Genomic DNA, 18,142 nt, shown 5'->3' with positions numbered 1-18,142 from the left:
TCGTTCTCTGCCGCAATCAGGCTACAATATTAGAGTTAAAATGATATATCATATGCTTTTGTTACAAAGTATTGGCGCGTGATTGTGATTGATTCGAAAACTGTAGTTCTATGTGCAGATGACTTTGGTTTGGATGCCGGAATTTCGGAAGGTATTTTAAAATTAGTACAGATGGGGCGTCTGTCTGCTGTAAGTTGCATGGTGAATATGCCGAGTTTTATTCCTTATGCCCAAGAGCTGCTCTCTTTAAAAAAATGCAAACACATCCAAATTGGATTGCATTTTAATCTTACTGAAGGTTATTTAGCATCCAACCCAGAACAATCCTCTTTTACATTACATGAATTGTTGATTAAGTCGCATCTGCACGCACTGAAATTATCCTTTATTGCAAAAGAATTTTTAGCTCAATTGGATCAATTCATCGATATCATGCAACAACCGCCTGATTTTATTGATGGCCATCAGCATGTGCATCAATTTCCTGTGATACGGAAAGTCATTTTGGATCTTTATCAACAAAGATTGAAAAATTATCGAACTTTTGTTCGTGCTACCTGGCCGTCCATTAACTTGCCGCAAAGTCGATTTAAAGCAAAAGTATTGGCGTTTACAGGAGGTAAGGCATTACTGAAGCAAATGATCCATTTGGGCATTCCACATAATCGTTACTTCTCGGGCATTTATGATTTTGCACCTGATGCAAATTATAGAGAGTTGTTCAGAAAGTGGATGAGTTTAGTTAAGGACAACACCCTGATTATGTGTCATCCAGCAGATAAAGTGAGTCCTGCTGATTCTATCTCCCCTGCACGTTTAAACGAATTTAATTATTTTTTAAGCGAAGAATTTTTAAAAGATTGTGATGAATTTCAGGTTCATTTAGCCCAAGATGAACATCCATTTTTCCCGTCATCCCAGGCCTAGCGAGGGGTCTTTCATCTTAAATTGGGGCGGCTGCGCAGGGAGTCTCTCATCATGTGCGGATGACAGGGATTGTAAACAGGTTGCAGGTTAAATTTACTCGTCTTTTTTTTTTATGTATTATCCTTTGAGACAATTGGGAGTCGTTTAAAAAAAGGAAGAATACCTTGAATAATTTTTTTTGGATCTCTTGTGGCGCGATCATTGGTGCGAATTTGCGTTATTTAGTGAACCGTTTTTCCGTCAAATATTTATCTGTAGGTATTCCTTTTGGAACATTTATCGTTAATCTTACTGGAAGTTTTATCCTGGGTTTTTTTATGACCTGGACTTTAGAGCGGGTAGAGGTTGATCCCAGATGGCGTTTGTTTATTGCAGTTGGATTTTGTGGCGGTTATACCACATTTTCAAGTTTCAGTTATGAAAGCTATGTGTTGTTGGAACAAAGTGATTACGCCCTTGCTGCACTAAATATTATTTGTAATAATGTTTTATCACTAGCAGCAGCTATTGCGGGCGTAGTGCTCGCTCGGACAATCTAATATGAGTCATGTAAAAGTTTCTATTTATATTAACGAGGGAGATAAATGGCAACATCGTCCCCTACATCTTGAACTTTTAAGTATGCTGGATAAACAGGGAATTGCTGGTGGAACTGTGTTGCGCGCAATTGCCGGATTTACCCTAAAAAGCCCTGTTGTATCAACCTCACTGGTTGATATAGGCAGCAATCTTCCTTTAGTGGTGCAATTCGTTGATACCCCGCAAAATGTGGATGCGGTATTACCGCAAGTGAAAGAAATGGTTGGCAAACGTCTCATTATTCGTGAGCCTGTAGAAGTCGTGAATGGCTTTTATCCTGTCTCTTAATCCCCAGAAAAAAAGCTTGTCAATCGAATCAATTGGATACTGAGTCTGTTTTAAGCAGGACACTCATTTGAGTGTATCTGTCCCTCTTTGCTCGATTCATTGTAAAAATTCTATTTATATACTATCATTATCTATAAATAGAGGTAATAACATGAATCATTTACATTTAGCACCATTTAATACATCACAAGATTTAAGTGAAGACGTTTTGAAACGTAATACACAGAACGTCATTGCCCTTTTTAAGCACTGGCAATTAAAAAATGAAGAGGAGTGTGAATTGTTAGGCGGCATAAGCCCTGCACAACTTGCTAAATTTAAGAAAGGAACGGCGCATATATCAGGTAGAGATACAATGGAGCGAGTGGGCAATCTTTTAGGGATTCATAAAAATTTGAGAATTCTCTATCCATACAATCGAGAATTAGTCTATCAATGGATAAAAGGAAGAAATCAAAAGCTGCATAATCTACGCCCTTTGGATGTGATGCTGGAGCAAGGTTATATTGGCATTGCTCAAATAAGACGACTCACTGATTTTCTGCGAGGCCAGTAAACGTGTCTTTATTCGATACTGTCAGGGAATATTCACAAGATATTTTTAGAAATATAAGAGGAATCAAAGTATCTCAAGATTTATTTGATGATCTCAGTGATGATCCCTTAAATTGGGACGCAGCAAATACGATCGAAAGTCATACTCACCCCGTACTAACCCACCAATCTTTAATTCAACGTGCATTTGATTACAGTAAAAATGATTTTATTGATTATCCATTTGAAAACATAACAAGCTCACGTTATAGCGATGGTTCCATGGCTTGCTGGTATGGTTCGGAAACATTAAATACCACGATTTATGAAACACGATATCATTTTGTTCAGGAAATTAAAGATTCCTGGGATATTTTTCAAAACCAAGAGACCGTCATCATTGATAGGAGAGTGGCGAAAATCTATTGTCAGGGTTTAGGCCTTGACCTGACTGAAAAAAAAGAAGAATTCCCCTGGTTAATTGATCCAAACAATTACACACCATGTCAAGAAATAGGGAGACGAGTTGCTCAAGAGGGACATCCATTGTTAATCGTTCCCTCAGCGAGACAGCCACAAGGAGTGAATCTCGTGGTTTTTAATCCGAATGTACTTTCGAATCCAAGGGAATTTTGCAGATTACAATATGTTTTTGATGTAAAAAAAAGGAAAATTCAATGCATCCGGGGAGAAAATGAAGTTCTACTTGAGCCAAGTGAGGTGGACATTTAAACGCTAAGTGAGAAAGCTACTCTCCTCAAATGTAGGAGGGGGCATCTTGAGCCTGACGAGAGCTTTCCATGCTGTCCCCTCGAGTTATGATAGGAGAGTCCTGGTTGCATTCGCGATGATGGGGTAGGGAATAAGGGGTGGGCATGAATCTAACGGCAGGCCCAAAATCGAGATATCGTAAAACTGTATACTGAAACCAATCCCAAAACCAGAAATAAAGCAAACATGTAATTTAAAGTCGTATATCGTAAAAGCAAGAAGTACAGCATTTCATTGATGATTCCCGCAGAAGCGGCTACCAAAAAAAAATGGGGTAAACTTAAAATTTTTTCATCATGCAGTCGAGAAAAAGTCAGGTATTTATGTCCTAAGAAACTAACATTAAAGGCAATTAAAAAGGCAAAAACATTGGCGGTGAGGGCTTGGATTTGCATGAAATTCACTAAATCGAATACAACAAAGAGGTGGATTAAAGCCGCAGAGCCACCTATTCCCGCAAAATAAATCAGTCGATGCCTTAATTTAAGTTGAGCTGTCATCAAAGCTGGATTCCTCATCAATAATGTAATGGGGTCTATGTTTGACCTCATCAAAAACACGTCCTATGTATTCCCCGACTACGCCCAAGGCAAAGAGCTGCAAGCCACCAAAAAAGGTAATTGTTGTGACAATGGTTGCCCAACCAGGAGTTTCTATACCGAATATCAGGGTACTGATAATAATCCAAATCCCATAAAATATTGCAAGGGTTGCAACGCTAATTCCACCAATAGCAATCATTCGTAATGGAAATGCGGTAAATGAAGTAATTCCTGTAATTGCCAAGTCCAAAAGAGAGTAAAAATTCCATTGTGAAGTCCCTGTCTTTCGAGGTTGTACTTCAAAAGGAATAGCAACTTGTTTAAATCCAACCCAACTGTATAAGCCCTTCATGAAACGATTTCGCTCGGGTAATTTTTGTAGTGCTTTAACGATCTTGCGATCCAAAAGTCTGAAATCACCGGCATTTGCAGGGATATTAATCCGATTGATTCGAGAAGTCAGTTGATAGAATGCTTTGGCACAGGTTCTTTTCAACCAAGACTCATGAGTACGGTTTTGGCGCACAGCGTAGACCATGTCATAGCCTTCTTCCCATTTGGCTAGAAATTGGCTTAGAAGTTCCAGCGGATGTTGGAAGTCCGCATCCATGAGAATCACGGCATCGCCTTGGGCATGGTCAAGTCCGGCACTAATGGCATTTTCTTTGCCAAAATTTCTACTAAAACGAATGCAGCGGAGCGGAAATTGTGTTCTTAATTGCTGAATAATTACTGGAGTATTGTCCTGGCTGCCATCATCCACAATAAGTATTTCATAAGCGTAACCCAGTTTTTTTAGGGTATCAGTTAATGCCGCAATAAATTCGGCTATCCCTGCTTCTTCATTATAAACTGGAACAACATAAGAGACGCGTTTTGTATGATTTATTGGTTTGGACATGTTGGGTTTAATTGGTAAACGGCTGCTGTAATAAACGCTTATATTAACCCGAATTGAAAATTCTCGTAAGTGCATTTAAATTTTTTTTATTAATAAGAAATAAGCTGGTACTATGGGCATCCTATTTTTGTTTTAGCGTTATGAACGGATGAAGTACATTGATTTTGACGAAATATGGGATAATACAAAGCCACCTCTTTTTCTGGATGAAAAAGTTGCTAAATTTTTATTTAAGCAAAAAGAAGACGTCAACTTTTTTGCCTCGCAGCAAGACAGTCTTGTGCCAACAAAATCAAAATCAAAATCAAAATTAAGTATCTTTGAGAGTGACCCCCAATTTTCCTTTAGCCACAGCCTGGTTCTCTCCGGTAAAAATCAATGGCATGTTATTGCTAACGCCCACAAAGGGAAGGGCGGTTTTGGTTCGGTTAATGAATCAAAATATAAAATCGTAGTGACGCATGGTCCTAAAAAGAAGCAATATCAGGCACAACTCATGCCAGTTAACGATGTGGTCAAAATACAAAGGCTATCGAAGGAAACCTCCTACGCAGAGCTATTGAAGCGAACCGAAAGAGAAGCATTTAGACAAAAAAAGCATGGGGTCAATGTGATTGGTGTTGTTGGGGCAAAAGACCGGGTCATTACCATCCTTGAAGATTGTGGGACTAGCCTGGATAAGCTATTGCCCTTTAGTCCCAGCCATCACTATTCGTTTCAGTTTCGCTTGGAAGTCGCGGCCAGGATAGCCAGTGAAATGCTTTTATTACAACAAAAAGGTGTGGTGCATCGCGATCTTAAGCCCGCTAACATTTGTTACAAGAAATTGTCTAATGGACAATTTCAGATTATTTTTATTGATTTTGGTTTGGCCGAAGATGTTGATTCAAAGAATAACCTAAAACGTTCAGGAACGCCTGCTTATATGGCCCCGGAAGTACTTCTTGGGGAGGGCAGCACTTATCAATCCGATATGTATGCTTTCTCAGCGATATTGGGCGAGATCTTTGGGGCTAAAAATGTTTTAAAATATAAAGAATCAGCTGCAACGGTGCCCGAGTTAGCCTCAGCACCGTATTGTCTGGAAGGTCTTTTTACTGGTTATGATGTATCCGAAATTGATCCTTATCTTTTAGAAGACATAAAGACATTACTCTACCGTTTACAAAGTAGAAAACCCACAGACCGCCCGATGATTGATGAAGTCAATAAATTCTTTATTACGCTGCCCGCCAGGATGGATGCCTATAAAAATTTTAGTGATAATTGGGCAAAGATGGTTGAATGCTTTAAGGAATTTGAAGGCTACCATCAGAAAATGAACTTGTTAGTGTCACAACATGAATTAGTCCCATTCGGAGTGAACCCACTTTATGAACATAACGCACTGAGTCATAGATTCAATCGAGCGATGCTCGAAAAAAGGGCGGTCATTTATAAAGAAATTTCAAGATTTGCTTTACCTCAATCACATTATGAATTGGCAAAAAGATTAATTAAAGAAAATCGAAGGGCTGATTTTGATGATCAAGACAATCCTTATCCTAATGTGGAAAAAGTAATTGACCTGTTGCAGCAGGAAAACTTGAAATTTAAGAAAGCTATGGACAGTTTTAATGACTGTGTTTGGAGCATTGTAGAGGGAAAACAACTCGCAAAGAAATTTATTAAGACAAACAGCACCGGAATGAGAAAAATTGCCAGCATTTTGTGTTCTCAACTATCCCCTTTAGAGCAATTGGAACAATTGAAAAAAATTGGTCAGTCAAAGATTGAACCAGGATTTTTCTACTTTTTCAGCCATTCCAAGATTTTTGGTAAAGGTCGACATCAGAATATAGAGAAATTTTATCAAAAGCTTGCGCAAATCGATCCGGAAAAGGAGGAAGCAGAGTATTGTGCCAAAGAGCAATTGGATGAAATCGCTCAATTTATTCAAAGCACAACAACCTTCACGCATTAAGCAAGTAGGCATTGTGGCCGTGTAGGTCGGGCCTTGGCCCGACAAATTCTTGAGGGTTACTATGGAGCAACAGGGTGTGGGCCAAGGGCAAACCCAGACTTGCTCATTAATGAGTCAGTCTTAAAACCGAGAGATTATAATGAAGACCCACACCACAAGTGCGTTGACAATAGTAATAAAAACGGCTGCTGAACCCAGATCTTTGGCTTTTTTAGTCAAAGGGTTCCAGGCGCGATCAATTCGATTTAATGTAGTTTCTACTGCTGAATTCAATAATTCAGCGACCCAAACTATGAGTAAGGTACTGATTAATAAAGCCCGTTCAACAGATGTTTTTCCTACAAAAAACGCGGTAGGTATGGCAATAATCCCAACATACAATTCAAGGCGGAAAGCAAATTCGTCTTGAAAAGCTGCTTTTAAGCCCGCAAAAGAATAAATGCTGGCTTCTTTTATTTTCAAAATGGCTTTAACTATGAAATGAAACATTCAAATAATCCTACGGCGTCGTTAAATTTTTTTAGTTTGTCTGAGATCGCTGTACTTTTCAAATAGATATTCCATAATAAATTGCCTAAAAGAGTTTTTAGTAACTTAGACAGCACTTCGAAAAAATTTTACATGCAGTTCTTAGGGGTTGGGTATGGGGGAAGGTTATACAAGTTTGGTCGATTTACTGGAAAAAAAAGCAGCAGACAAACCAGATTTCCCACTCTATACGTTCATAGACAGAAAAATACAGGAAAACAAGAGTCTGACGTATCGTGAGTTGGCAGAGCAAGCAAGAAAAATAGCAAGTATTTTGTTTGAAGTAGCAAAGCTTGGTGATCGCGTCTTAATTATTTATCCACCGGGTTTGGATTTTATTGCCGCTTTTTTTGGTTGTTTGTATGCCGGGACCATTGCTGTACCTTCTTATTCCCCGAGTACCAAGGATTGGGCTGAAAAACTCCAACATATTATTAAAAACTCCGGGGCAGAAGTTGTTTTAACCACCAAAGAGTTTGTGCAGCAAATCAAGAAACTAAAGGGCGAATATGGGGATTATGAAGCGATACGGTTTGTCACGGTAGAGGAGTGGATGAATGCAACGGATACATGGCATTCTCCTGCACTCACCGAAAACCACCTCGCTTTTTTGCAATATACTTCAGGTTCTACTGCAAAACCTAAGGGAGTCATGATCAGTCATGGTAATTTGCTGCATAATTTGTTTGCAATAAAAAAAGCAACTCAGCTGACAGAAGAAGATATCAGTGTTTCTTGGTTGCCCCATTTTCATGATATGGGACTTATCGGAGGAATATTACAACCTGTTTTCAGTACCATTCCTGCCAAACTGATGTCGCCATTGACTTTTTTACAACGTCCGGCAATTTGGTTAGAAACCCTATCGCACTATCGGGCGACGGCAACGGTAGCCCCTAATTTTGCCTATGATTTATGTGCTAGCGAAATCACTGAAGAAGAAAAAAGTCGATTGGATTTAAGCAACTTGCAATTTGTCATGAGCGGAGCAGAGCCAATTCGCAAAGCAACGATTGAGCGTTTTATTGAACGTTTTGCATCGTGTGGATTTTCGCCTGAGTTTTTTTATCCGTGTTACGGACTTGCGGAATCGACCTTGATGGTTACAGGAGGAAGACGCAAACAAGGAGTAAGTAGTCAATGGCTCGATAACAACGCATTAAATCAGGGCAAGGTAATTCATTGTGATGAAACACATCCTGATGCGCGTAGTTTGATAAACTGTGGGCAGGCCATTGATCGTTGTACTCTTGCGATTGTGAATCCAGAGACCTTACAAGAATGTCCCGAAAAAGTGGTTGGTGAAATCTGGGTGGCAGGGGCGAGCGTTGCCCAAGGTTATTGGCAAGCACCTGCGGAAACAAGCCGTTCTTTTAATACGCGTCTTGCGAATAGGGCGCTTTCTTTTTTACGCACCGGAGACTTGGGTTACCTGCATGAGGGGGAGCTGTATGTCACAGGACGTCTGAACGACCTGATTATTATTCGCGGATGTAATTATTACCCCCATGATTTAGAAGATACCGTGCATACATGCCACCCTCATTTGCGTGAGCATTGTTGTGCTATTTTTTCGATAGAGGAACGTGATCGTGAGTTATTGGTTATTGTCCAAGAAATTAAAAAGAACGTTCAGGCACCGAACTTCGAAGAAATCATCGGAACTCTTCGCAGCACGCTACTGGAAAAACATGGGATTGACGCCGATGTTGTCGCACTTGTTGGTCGTAATTCAGTTCCTAAAACAACCAGTGGAAAAACACAACGTTTATTATGCAAGAAAAAATATTTGGAAGAGGATTTAGATTTTCTCTGTATTGATAAGAGGGTTTCGTATGAAGCAGGGAAACAGGCCAGCAAGGTTGCAAGTTCAGAGATTACCCATCGGCTCAACGCGATCTTTAATCGCGATCTTACGATCTTAGATAAAGAAAAAAAATTAAGTGAATTAGGATTGAATTCTGTGAAGCTGGCCCAGTTGCATGAGGCTCTTTCAACTCTCTCCGGTAAAGACCTATCCATTGAAATTTTACTTGCTGATCCTAGTCTGGGCGACATTATAGACTTATTGCATACAGGAAAAACAGAAAAAAGGCTTGATTTGACTTCAGTCGATCTGGCCGCTGAGTTTCATCAATACAAACATCTCGTCCCGCACATCACCTGTCCGCCCAAATCCATGCCCCAACATGTATTAATAACCGGGGCGACAGGCTTTTTAGGAGCTTATTTACTGCGTGAGTTATTAACGCATACCAACTGGCGCATTACTTGCCTTGTTCAAGCGCATTCACTGGCTGCCGGAGTGAGTCGCGTGATGAAAAACATGGAGTATTATGGACTATGGGATTCAGTATTTCATGAGCGGATTAAAGTGGTATTAGGTAATTTGGAAAAAAACAACTTAGGCCTTTTCAGACAAGATTGGGAATATTTGGCCGATACGGTCGATCTTATTATCCATGGAGCGGCAGTACTTAACTTTATCTATCCTTATCAACAATTGATGGCGAGTAATGTCCTGGGCACGAAACACCTCATCAAATTAGCGGGTTATAAAAGGTTGAAGGCATTGCATTATATTTCCACCGTAGGCTATTTTATGTCCGCGGATTTGGCAGAGGATGTAGTGATTCGCGAACAAACGGAGCTTACACCAGAAGACGGAATTTATGGCGGTTATAATCAAACCAAATGGTTGGCAGAGCGGTTGGTAGTTCATGCGCGTAGCTACAATATTCCAACGATAGTGTACCGACCGAGCCTAATCACGGGGGAAAGCCAATCCGGATACTGGAACCATGAAGATGTAGTATGTCGTATACTCAAAGGGTGCATCGAATTGGGAGCGTGGCCGACTCTGGATGTGGGGTTCAATTTTGTTCCTGTCGATTATGTGGCCAAGGCAATTACTCATTTCACCATGGAAAAACCCTATCAGGCGGATACGTATCACCTAATAAATCCACACGAAGTGGAGGTAGCGCAATTATTTGGATGGATTCAAGCGAAAGGTTTTAAGATAAAGGAGGTTGCCTATCCTGCTTGGGAAGAAATGATTCAACATAACAGTAGCCATCTTAATCATTCATTTTCTCCTCTTCGTCCCTTTTTTACCGAAAAATTGGTACAGAAGGACCGTTCATTATTCGATTTATATCTCCACAACAACAAAGCGACAATTGATTGTACGTATACTAAAAATCAGTTGGCCAATCATGGGATTCACTGCGAAAAAATAGATGCAACTCTATTTAATAAATACCTGGATTATTTGATTGATTGCGGTTACTTAACCCACTTAAGAGAAGAAGTCTTTGCAGAATAGGGGCTATCCCTATCAGCGAGCGACCTCCGCGATATAAACTGGTGCAGGGGTTTGGACTTGGGCCAAATGGGGGGCTTCTTTATGCTATAGTTCTACAGGGAGCTATTGATGAGGAAAAAGCATGACGCGCATTCATCAAATGACATCACTGCCTCATGATCAAGAGATTGTCTGTGAACGAGTAAAAGCCCATGGTTTTGGTTTATACGAGACAATGGGCGCTCGTCCAAGCCAAGAGGATGCAGCCTTGGCATGTTGGTACACCCCAGATCATTTCAATTGGCTTACTCCCCAAGATATTGGTCGTCGTTTGTGGACCAGTTATCACCTGGTTAACCATATAGGTCCCCCTTTACTTTATGGCGGTAGCACGGCGTCGACAACTGTGTATGATGGTCAAAGAACTTTAATCACTGCAACTTTAGCGGATTCTCTTTCTTTTGTCGTAGTTTATGACATACAGAAAAAATTGGCAGGAGTGATCCGTTTAAATAGTATCATTCATCATCCCAACGTCGAGTTAGAGCGTATTCAAAGAGCTGGTGGCGTCGTTTTTTTTGAGCGCATCAACGGCCAATTGGCCGTATCACGCGCGCTCGGAGATTTTAATTTTAATGCCCAGGTCGTTTGTGCTGATGCGAGTATCGACATGAACCCACTGGATAAAATTTATGAACAACTGGAAATTCGGGAAGAAAACGTAGGGAAGGTACAAATCATTATGACGTGTGATGGTTTTACCGAACCTTTAGCTTCACAGACCCGGAAAGAGCATGAACATTGGCTTTTTAATTGTTTAAGTAAGCTACCGTCTGCCAGCGAGCAGCAGGAGCATCAACTGGCAAAAATGCTCGTTAATGAAGCGCTTGCATTGGGCTCAAGCGATAATGTTTCAATCGGCGTACAAACACTTTCTCAGTCTTCCCCCTTTTTAATTGGAATTTATGATGGCCATGGAGGGAAAAGTGTTTCACATTATGCAGCGGAACATTTGGGGGATATTTTTGATGCTCAGTGTGTTCTATCTCAGGAAGCCTATGCGCAACAATCAATGAGTGCCGATAAAAATTTCATTATCTATTATCGAGATAACAAGGATCATCAATGGTATGAGCCTTTAGCTGAAGCTGAAAAAAAGAAAAGGCAGGTGAAGCGTTTTGGAACCAGTACGGTTCATGCACAATTGAAATTACTGCGAACCGAAACCGATAGGTTTCTAGCCAAGTCAGGTAAAAAAAACACACGAGACGCTCAGAGTGTCAGTGCAGCAGTGCGCCGTTTTTGCGATTTTATCGATAATTTATATCGCCGCTTTCTTGATTTGACCCTTGATGAACAGGAATTTATTGAATGCATCACTTATCTTCTAAAAAACGATGGTATCGAGCGCGGTATCACGGAACGATTTTCATTTTTGTCTTTAGATTTTAAAGGATGTAAGCAACAGGTAAACATTATTACAAAACAAGAACCATTAAGACAGATTTTAATGCACTTATTCTCATTTTTGTAAACCCATTTCATGTTATCATGATCGGTTTATGATTATAGGGAGGATTATTGTGCAAGAGTTTTTATCGATCAGTATGCTGATCCTGTTGGCTGCGATTTCTCCTGGACCTGATTTTGCTTTGGTGACCAAGAATTCTTTACTTTATTCCAGAAGAGCAGGAATTTATACGGCCCTGGGGGTTTCTGTAAGTCTCTTGATTCATGCAAGTTACTGTATTTTAGGATTGGCACTGGTTATTTCAAAATCGTTGCTTGCATTTAGTATTATCAAATATTTGGGGGCAGCGTACCTGATTTATATTGGCATTAAAAGCTTGTTGGCCAAACGCGAAATGATGAAGCTCGAAGCTCATCACGGCACCCATTCGATTAAGCGGCTGCAAGCCTTTAATCAAGGTTTGTTGTGTAATCTTTTAAATCCTAAGGCAATTATGTTTTTACTGGCATTTTTTACCTTAGTTGTAAAGCCTGGGCACTCCATAGTCGCTGAGTTAGGTTATGGAGTAGAAATCGCTTTAATTCACATGATTTGGTTTTCCTGCCTTTCTTATCTGTTGACCCACCAGTATGTCAAATCCAACCTGAATCGTTTGCAATTTTATATTGTTAAAATTATGGGAGGATTACTCGTTGCTTTTGGGGTGAGAATCGCCAGTTTAAGTCAAGCAGCCATGTTGCCGGTAGCATTAGCTGAGTAGTCACTCACAGTATGGGTTCTTTGCCCATACTGTAAAAGCTCCAGATATAATTCATAACAACTGGTGTCACTCTATTTCGTTCAGTCACCAAGCCATTGCGACAATGGTTCACCCTCAACTCAAAATTTATACTGATCTTTATTCATGAATTCTTAGCTTGAGTTACGTCTTCGATAAATTCTTCAATTAATTGATTAAATCGATCCGCTTGATCCAGCATTGTTGCATGTCCTGCATTAACAAGAGTATGTATTTGGTTGCGCCAAAGATTTTTAAATTGCAGCTCATTCCGCACGTAATCATAATTGATTGCGATGTCTTTTTCTCCGGCCACTACGGCAATTGGTTTGTCCCATTCCGCAATAATCTGACATTGATTTTGTCCCACTCCGTTGATAATGGATTGAGGATAAAGGAACCGTGCTCCCTCATCTGTAGCAAGTATGGCATCAACCAAAAACTCTTTTGCGGTACTGCCGTCATAACCCGATACTTTTGCAAGTAACTTTGCTTCATCTCGGGTCAACTCCCTTTTACCAAAACAGGCCATAATTTCAGGCTCAAGTGCTTTAAACCCTTTTTGGAGACCTTGGAGCGATACCTCAAAAGGTGGTGTCCCTGTGATGAATATTCCAAGCAATTGAGGGAGCTTGGATGTCATTTCCAAAGCAACATGCCCTCCAAGTGACCAGCCAATGACAATCAATTGCTTTAATGCCAATCGTTGAACTACTTCGACAACCACTTCTGCAAAACCAGGAAAACTATAGGTTCTTGTAGGATCAACAGGCGGTTTACTCTCACCATAACCTGGCAAATCGAGGGCAATTCGATGATAGGATTTAAAAATATCCGCATTCATTTGTTGGGCGAAAAATTTTTTATTGGTGCAGTGACCATGAAGAAACAACAAGGATACCGGCTTTTCTGGATTCTCTTCCCATATAGAAAGAGTGCCGCAAGAGGTTTGCATCACACTGTTCTCTAAATTGACGATGAAAACCATGATAGCATGTTTTACAATGCAGGCTCTTTTTTTGCAGGGAGCCTTTAAAAAGAATACACTGGATTTTTTGAGTTACCATGAAAGCGTATTTTACCCTCCAGTATACAGTCATAAATCATGGCACTTTTTTAATTTAGGGCCGAAATTAAACCCGTGTGATTTTTTTGAACTAATATTGATACTAAGTGAGTACTGACTTACGGTGCTTGATTATGGAAATTAGGGATAATTGGGGCAGCAACACGCGGATGCCGTTACTGTTTATCGGCCATGGCTGTCCTATGCATGCAATTCAAAACAATAAATTTACCTCCAGTTTACAAGCATTAGGTAATGAAATCCCTCAACCAAAGGCAATCGTATGTATTTCAGCTCACTGGCTCACCGAAGGTTCTTGGGTGACCCATATGCCACATCCCAAAACGATTCATGATTTTTATGGGTTTCCTAAAAAACTGTTCAATATCTCATATCCAGCCCCTGGTTCTCCTGAAACGGCAGAACTGATTCAATCCATTGTGACCAAGACAGAAATTCATTTAGATGACGGGCAATGGGGCTTGGATCATGGAACTTGGTCGGTGATGCGGCATGTATATCCTCGTGCGAATATTCCTATCGTGCAACTGAGTATCGCTCTAGAGCAACCCGGGGAATTTCATTATCAACTCGGTCAGCAATTACAAGGGTTACGTGAACAAGGCATTCTGATAGTCAGTAGTGGTAATCTGGTACATAACCTTTCCAAGATTAGTTGGGAATGCAAATCAAAGCCCTATGATTGGGCAGTAGAGTATGATGAATGGCTCAAGGAAAAGCTAATCACTCGAGATTTTACCGCTTTGATCTCTCATTATGATGAGACCGAGGCAGGTCAATTGAGTGTCCCCACAACGGATCATTATTATCCAATGCTCTATATTTTAGGGGCGACACGCAATGAAGATGAATTGGTTTTCATTTATGAGGGAATTGAGAACAGTTCGATATCCATGCGCACGTTTCTTTGGGGATAAAGAATTACCCTCTCAATAGGCTGACAAAAAAAGCCTACCTGCTGCGGACAAGCAGCAGAGGAGCGAAACATATATGATCAGCTCGGACTTATGGAGAAATTACATGATTAATACTTAACTTTTTTATCTAATTAACCAATAATAAATAAATCGTATTCAAAGGAATTATACATGCAATCTCAAATGGACACCCCTCATATTCAATTAGCGATCATGTCACGCTGGTATGTGGTTTCACGGGCATTACATGCCATCGCCAAATTAGGTATCGCGAATCATCTTGCATCTGGACCTAAAAAGATTGATGAGTTGGCCAAACTCACGGAAAGCAAGCCCGAATTGCTCGATAGGGTTTTAAAATTTTTAACAAGTTATGATTTATTTAATTACGATAATGGTTTTTATTCCCTAACCGAATTATCCAAACCGCTTCGGGATGATGACCCTCATTCCATGCGTGATGTATTGTGTATGGTTGATGATGTTTGGTGGCAAGCTTTTGCTCAGTTAGATGCCAGCCTTAAGACAGGGACACCTGCATTTGAACTGCAGCATGGGGCTGATTTTTTTAGTTTTCTTAGCCAACACCCAGAGAAACAGCAAAATTTTGATCGAGGGATGGCAAAATTATCTTCTTATGATGAAACAGCTATCAGCCAAGCATATAATTTTTCGATTTTTTCCAGCATTGTCGATATGGGGGGAGGCCGAGGAGGACTTTTGAAAGCAATCACCAGCCGATATCCTGAGTTAACAGCGATTCTTTTTGATACGCCGGCAGTGATTGGTCAATTGGATCGCAACAGCTTTTCCAAACAAGTTACCCTTCAAGAAGGGGATTTTTTTGCGACGATACCTCAAGCAGATGCCTATGTGTTTAAGGGGGTTTTGCATGATTTTAACGATGAAATGATGTACAAAATCTTAAAGAACTGCGCACAACAAATGTCTGAAAATGCAACCTTATTTATTGCAGAACAAGTTATGCCCGATGACACCAAGCCACACCCAAATAAAACGATGGATCTGGTGATGATGGTCTTATTAGGAGGACGGCAACGTACCTTATCGGAATGGCAAAAATCAATTGAACCGACTGGCTTTACTTTTAAAAACAGTTATCCAACGAATAGTTTATTTACTTTAATGGAATTTAAACCCAAATAGTTTGCAGCACCGCACCATTTCAGAAAATAATAAGAATCCCCTCTCCCATTTATGGGAGAGGGGCAGGGGTGAGGGTAGTTCCTAACTGCCCTCATCCGCGCTGACGGGCACCCCACCCTATGGAAAAGGAAAAATCCTGGGTTTATCTCCAATGTTTTATTCAGGATGCAACATGGAGCAAAAAATATTTTGCGGATCATACTGTTCTTTCAATTTTATCCAATCATCATAGCGTTCCTCGAAATGATGCTGCCAAAACTTTTTATCCGGAGCATCACCTAAATATCCAGAAAGATAGCGTTTACCTCCTTGCGGTAGAAGGAGTGCATCTAAGTATTTGATGGCTTCCAAACAACTAGGAATTAATGCTTTGGGTAAACCGGGATTCAGGATCATCAGCGCAAAAATATCTTTACCCTTAGGAAATTGTAAAAATCCTGTCGGAGAGGGGGAAGCAATTCGTGCAACATGTACTGCAGTTGCATAGTGTAACGGCAAAGTTGCTAATAACTCTTCCAGGTTCTCCAATTGTGCACCGGATATGAAACACTCATACCATGGGTGTTGTAGCTCCCACTGACCAGTCATTTTCATCGCATTAAAGCGTGAATCATGACGATGTAAGTAAGAATGGATCGATTCATCTTGGATATGCAGAAGTCGCCAAGGGTTTAAGCCCAAGTCGCTGAAAGCAGGAGGGTCGTTATCATATTCCAAAGCGACATGCAGGGCATAAAACCATTGTGCAAACGGGAGGCGGCCTTTTTCCGATAATTTCGCACCTTGTAATGCTGGTGTGCAAAATGATTCCACATAATCTGCATTGGTTTGGCACAAAAGCAGGTCATGCAGCCATTCGTTTTTATCTGCATAAAGCAAAAAAAATGTTCTCACCTTTTTTAAACAAGGTCTTAAGGCAATGCACGCTTTGCTGATCAGGCCAAAGCGTCCTTGCCCGCCCAAACAGGCCGACATTAAAGGTGAATGCTGCTCTAGATGGACCACTTTGCCATTGGCTTGCACCACTTCTAGGGCTTTTACATGAGCCACAACGCTACCGTATTTGGATGATGCAGCACCTACACCGCCAGCAGAGAGCACTCCTCCAACGGATAAATTACAATTATGGGGAACTACATAAGGAACCCGAGCTTGTTTTAACGAACTCTCTAATAAGGATGCCCAAGTGGCGTTGGCATCCACCCAAATCGAATCGGTATCCGCTTCCGATGTATTGGTGAAGTGCCTCATACTCAAGATTAATCCACCTGGAACTGCAAGTGATTGCCCGCTTTGGCTCAATCCATTACCACGAACTGTGATAGGCAATTGATGGGTATGGGCGTATTCGATAAATGATTGCACGTCTTCAATCGTCTTAGGTTCGAAGACGGCAACAGGATTGGAGTGTATGAGTTTACCAAAATCTTCATGAAATAAAAAAAGCGAGTGCTCATCGCTGAGCACCGCTTGTCCAAACTCTTTTTTACACTGCTTTATGTGAAATGAGTTCCACTGGTTCTTTGTTTGCAGCATCTTGATGATTCCTTTGTTTTGCCAATTCGAGTCTTCGATTACAAGCAATAATCAATCCATCAAACATCTTGTTAAATGCATCATAGCATCGGTCTACCATTTGTAATGCTTCGCGGCGAATGTGGATTGGTACTTTTCTCGAAAACAATGAGCGTTCCATTTCTTCTTCAAACAAGGCATGGGCCATTTCGACTTCTAAGTGTGATGTAGAGAAATATTTGAGGTTTTTATCTTCTCCTGTTTTTTTCACTTGTTTTGATACTTTTTCAAAGAAAACGTGTCCTGATGATTCAATAGTTAGCAGGAGAACAATATTAAGAATTTCGTCATTCGCCTTATAAACCTCTGCTAAAATAGCATAGGCGGCATCACGAGTTAACTGAGTTTCTTTACTATAAAGCCAACTGACATCATTTGTATCATTGGTTGGATCGATATTAACTGCTCCCATATATTTTTTATCATGCAGAAACCATTTTTCATGGCCTGCGTCTTCGAGTCTATGATGACGGGCAACTTTCTTTAAGTAGGGGTCGTTCACTCGTTCTTCATTGATTCTTAAAATATCTTGGAAGGTCATAGCCCAAAAGGTTAGTTCAGGAACAAAGTAACTTAATTCTTTTAAACTTTTCAATTGTTCGAGTATTTCAAAAAAAGGATGATTCACGAATTCTTGTTGTTTGGAATCAATATAATCTTGTATGATTTTCATAGCCATCTCCATGAGAATAAATTTGTTGGACAATTGTAACAATGCATGACGCATACCAACTTTTTTTCTCTTTTTTGCTCGAATACGATAAAAAAGGAGGATTTTGCCCCTTTTTTAATCAAAATGAAGTGAGC

17 protein-coding genes are annotated in these 18,142 nt (G+C 40.3%); 11 read left to right on the top strand and 6 right to left on the bottom strand.

Translation table 11 applies throughout. The features are described 5' to 3' along the window. The first annotated feature begins 84 nt into the window (after positions 1–84). From OQJ13_RS06435 to OQJ13_RS06415, 5 genes are all read left to right on the top strand, one after another. A complete protein-coding gene (locus OQJ13_RS06435) occupies positions 85–927 on the top strand; it encodes a ChbG/HpnK family deacetylase (RefSeq protein WP_265710017.1) in 843 nt (280 codons plus the stop codon). A gap of 164 nt (positions 928–1,091) precedes the next feature. Further along, entirely contained in the window at positions 1,092–1,466 is a 375-nt protein-coding gene (crcB, locus tag OQJ13_RS06430) for a fluoride efflux transporter CrcB (protein WP_265710016.1), read from the top strand. 1 nt (position 1,467) lies between these two features. Continuing rightward, positions 1,468–1,794, top strand: coding sequence for a DUF190 domain-containing protein (locus OQJ13_RS06425; protein WP_265710015.1), 327 nt, complete (start codon positions 1,468–1,470; stop codon positions 1,792–1,794). Positions 1,795–1,945: 151 nt separating this feature from the next. After that, positions 1,946–2,350 carry a hypothetical protein gene (locus OQJ13_RS06420; RefSeq protein ID WP_028380824.1) on the top strand — a complete coding sequence of 135 codons (405 nt, stop codon included), beginning with the start codon at positions 1,946–1,948 and terminating at the stop codon, positions 2,348–2,350. 2 nt (positions 2,351–2,352) lie between these two features. Next, entirely contained in the window at positions 2,353–3,060 is a 708-nt protein-coding gene (locus OQJ13_RS06415; protein WP_265710014.1) for an RES family NAD+ phosphorylase, read from the top strand. A 149-nt stretch (positions 3,061–3,209) separates the two neighbouring features. On the opposite strand, the gene OQJ13_RS06410 is transcribed toward OQJ13_RS06415, so the two are convergent. Both OQJ13_RS06410 and OQJ13_RS06405 read right to left on the bottom strand, forming a co-directional pair. Then, on the bottom strand, positions 3,210–3,599 hold the full coding sequence (locus OQJ13_RS06410; RefSeq protein WP_265710013.1) for a GtrA family protein: 390 nt from the start codon (positions 3,597–3,599) through the stop codon (positions 3,210–3,212). Continuing rightward, complete coding sequence (locus OQJ13_RS06405; RefSeq protein WP_265711900.1) at positions 3,583–4,542, bottom strand: glycosyltransferase family 2 protein; 960 nt, start codon at positions 4,540–4,542, stop codon at positions 3,583–3,585. Before OQJ13_RS06405 ends, OQJ13_RS06410 begins: the two co-directional genes overlap by 17 nt. A 148-nt stretch (positions 4,543–4,690) precedes the next feature. Here OQJ13_RS06405 and OQJ13_RS06400 point away from each other — a divergent pair, with 148 nt between their 5' ends. Beyond that, entirely contained in the window at positions 4,691–6,505 is a 1,815-nt protein-coding gene (locus tag OQJ13_RS06400; RefSeq protein ID WP_265710012.1) for a protein kinase domain-containing protein, read from the top strand. Between the two features lie 120 nt (positions 6,506–6,625). Here the strand turns inward: OQJ13_RS06400 and OQJ13_RS06395 are convergent, their stop codons facing one another. Further along, positions 6,626–6,994: a diacylglycerol kinase gene (locus OQJ13_RS06395; protein WP_265710011.1), complete on the bottom strand. Its 369-nt coding sequence runs from the start codon at positions 6,992–6,994 to the stop codon at positions 6,626–6,628. 154 nt (positions 6,995–7,148) lie between these two features. Between OQJ13_RS06395 and OQJ13_RS06390 the strand changes: the two genes are divergently transcribed. The 3 genes from OQJ13_RS06390 to OQJ13_RS06380 all read left to right on the top strand — a co-directional run bounded on the left by OQJ13_RS06390 (position 7,149) and on the right by OQJ13_RS06380 (position 12,571). After that, positions 7,149–10,361 (top strand): thioester reductase domain-containing protein, encoded by a 3,213-nt coding sequence (locus OQJ13_RS06390; protein WP_265710010.1) that lies wholly within the window; start codon positions 7,149–7,151, stop codon positions 10,359–10,361. Between the two features lie 121 nt (positions 10,362–10,482). Continuing rightward, the gene (locus OQJ13_RS06385; protein ID WP_265710009.1) at positions 10,483–11,874 is read left to right on the top strand and encodes a PP2C family serine/threonine-protein phosphatase; all 1,392 of its coding nucleotides are present in this window, start codon (positions 10,483–10,485) and stop codon (positions 11,872–11,874) included. A 49-nt stretch (positions 11,875–11,923) separates the two neighbouring features. Further along, a complete protein-coding gene (locus OQJ13_RS06380) occupies positions 11,924–12,571 on the top strand; it encodes a LysE family transporter (protein ID WP_265710008.1) in 648 nt (215 codons plus the stop codon). A 142-nt stretch (positions 12,572–12,713) separates the two neighbouring features. Here the strand turns inward: OQJ13_RS06380 and OQJ13_RS06375 are convergent, their stop codons facing one another. After that, positions 12,714–13,544, bottom strand: coding sequence for an alpha/beta fold hydrolase (locus OQJ13_RS06375; RefSeq protein WP_265711899.1), 831 nt, complete (start codon positions 13,542–13,544; stop codon positions 12,714–12,716). A 245-nt stretch (positions 13,545–13,789) separates the two neighbouring features. Between OQJ13_RS06375 and ygiD the strand changes: the two genes are divergently transcribed. Together ygiD and OQJ13_RS06365 are read left to right on the top strand one after the other, a co-directional pair. Beyond that, positions 13,790–14,593: a 4,5-DOPA dioxygenase extradiol gene (ygiD, locus tag OQJ13_RS06370; protein WP_265710007.1), complete on the top strand. Its 804-nt coding sequence runs from the start codon at positions 13,790–13,792 to the stop codon at positions 14,591–14,593. Positions 14,594–14,764: 171 nt separating this feature from the next. Next, positions 14,765–15,760 carry a methyltransferase gene (locus OQJ13_RS06365; protein WP_265710006.1) on the top strand — a complete coding sequence of 332 codons (996 nt, stop codon included), beginning with the start codon at positions 14,765–14,767 and terminating at the stop codon, positions 15,758–15,760. Positions 15,761–15,916: 156 nt separating this feature from the next. On the opposite strand, the gene OQJ13_RS06360 is transcribed toward OQJ13_RS06365, so the two are convergent. Both OQJ13_RS06360 and OQJ13_RS06355 read right to left on the bottom strand, forming a co-directional pair. Next, positions 15,917–17,296: an FAD-binding protein gene (locus OQJ13_RS06360; protein WP_265710005.1), complete on the bottom strand. Its 1,380-nt coding sequence runs from the start codon at positions 17,294–17,296 to the stop codon at positions 15,917–15,919. Then, a complete protein-coding gene (locus OQJ13_RS06355; protein ID WP_265710004.1) occupies positions 17,247–18,008 on the bottom strand; it encodes a hypothetical protein in 762 nt (253 codons plus the stop codon). The genes OQJ13_RS06360 and OQJ13_RS06355 overlap by 50 nt, the downstream gene beginning before the upstream one ends. Positions 18,009–18,142: the final 134 nt, after the last annotated feature.

Source organism: Legionella sp. PATHC035 (assembly GCF_026191115.1).
GTDB lineage: Bacteria > Pseudomonadota > Gammaproteobacteria > Legionellales > Legionellaceae > Legionella.
The sequence above is the reverse complement of the archived record's forward strand: the minus strand, read 5'-3'. Positions and strand labels throughout refer to the sequence as shown.

What these genes read in the sequence shown, in the direction of transcription:
- OQJ13_RS06425 (WP_265710015.1), top strand. Translation starts at nt 1,468, where the DNA reads ATGAGTCATGTAAAAGTTTCTATTTATATTAACGAGGGAGATAAATGG.
- OQJ13_RS06420 (WP_028380824.1), top strand. Translation starts at nt 1,946, where the DNA reads ATGAATCATTTACATTTAGCACCATTTAATACATCACAAGATTTAAGT.
- OQJ13_RS06410 (WP_265710013.1), bottom strand. Translation starts at nt 3,599, where the DNA reads ATGACAGCTCAACTTAAATTAAGGCATCGACTGATTTATTTTGCGGGA.
- OQJ13_RS06405 (WP_265711900.1), bottom strand. Translation starts at nt 4,542, where the DNA reads ATGTCCAAACCAATAAATCATACAAAACGCGTCTCTTATGTTGTTCCA.
- OQJ13_RS06400 (WP_265710012.1), top strand. Translation starts at nt 4,691, where the DNA reads ATGAAGTACATTGATTTTGACGAAATATGGGATAATACAAAGCCACCT.
- OQJ13_RS06395 (WP_265710011.1), bottom strand. Translation starts at nt 6,994, where the DNA reads ATGTTTCATTTCATAGTTAAAGCCATTTTGAAAATAAAAGAAGCCAGC.
- OQJ13_RS06390 (WP_265710010.1), top strand. Translation starts at nt 7,149, where the DNA reads ATGGGGGAAGGTTATACAAGTTTGGTCGATTTACTGGAAAAAAAAGCA.
- OQJ13_RS06385 (WP_265710009.1), top strand. Translation starts at nt 10,483, where the DNA reads ATGACGCGCATTCATCAAATGACATCACTGCCTCATGATCAAGAGATT.
- OQJ13_RS06375 (WP_265711899.1), bottom strand. Translation starts at nt 13,544, where the DNA reads ATGCAAACCTCTTGCGGCACTCTTTCTATATGGGAAGAGAATCCAGAA.
- ygiD (WP_265710007.1), top strand. Translation starts at nt 13,790, where the DNA reads ATGGAAATTAGGGATAATTGGGGCAGCAACACGCGGATGCCGTTACTG.
- OQJ13_RS06365 (WP_265710006.1), top strand. Translation starts at nt 14,765, where the DNA reads ATGCAATCTCAAATGGACACCCCTCATATTCAATTAGCGATCATGTCA.
- OQJ13_RS06360 (WP_265710005.1), bottom strand. Translation starts at nt 17,296, where the DNA reads ATGCTGCAAACAAAGAACCAGTGGAACTCATTTCACATAAAGCAGTGT.
- OQJ13_RS06355 (WP_265710004.1), bottom strand. Translation starts at nt 18,008, where the DNA reads ATGAAAATCATACAAGATTATATTGATTCCAAACAACAAGAATTCGTG.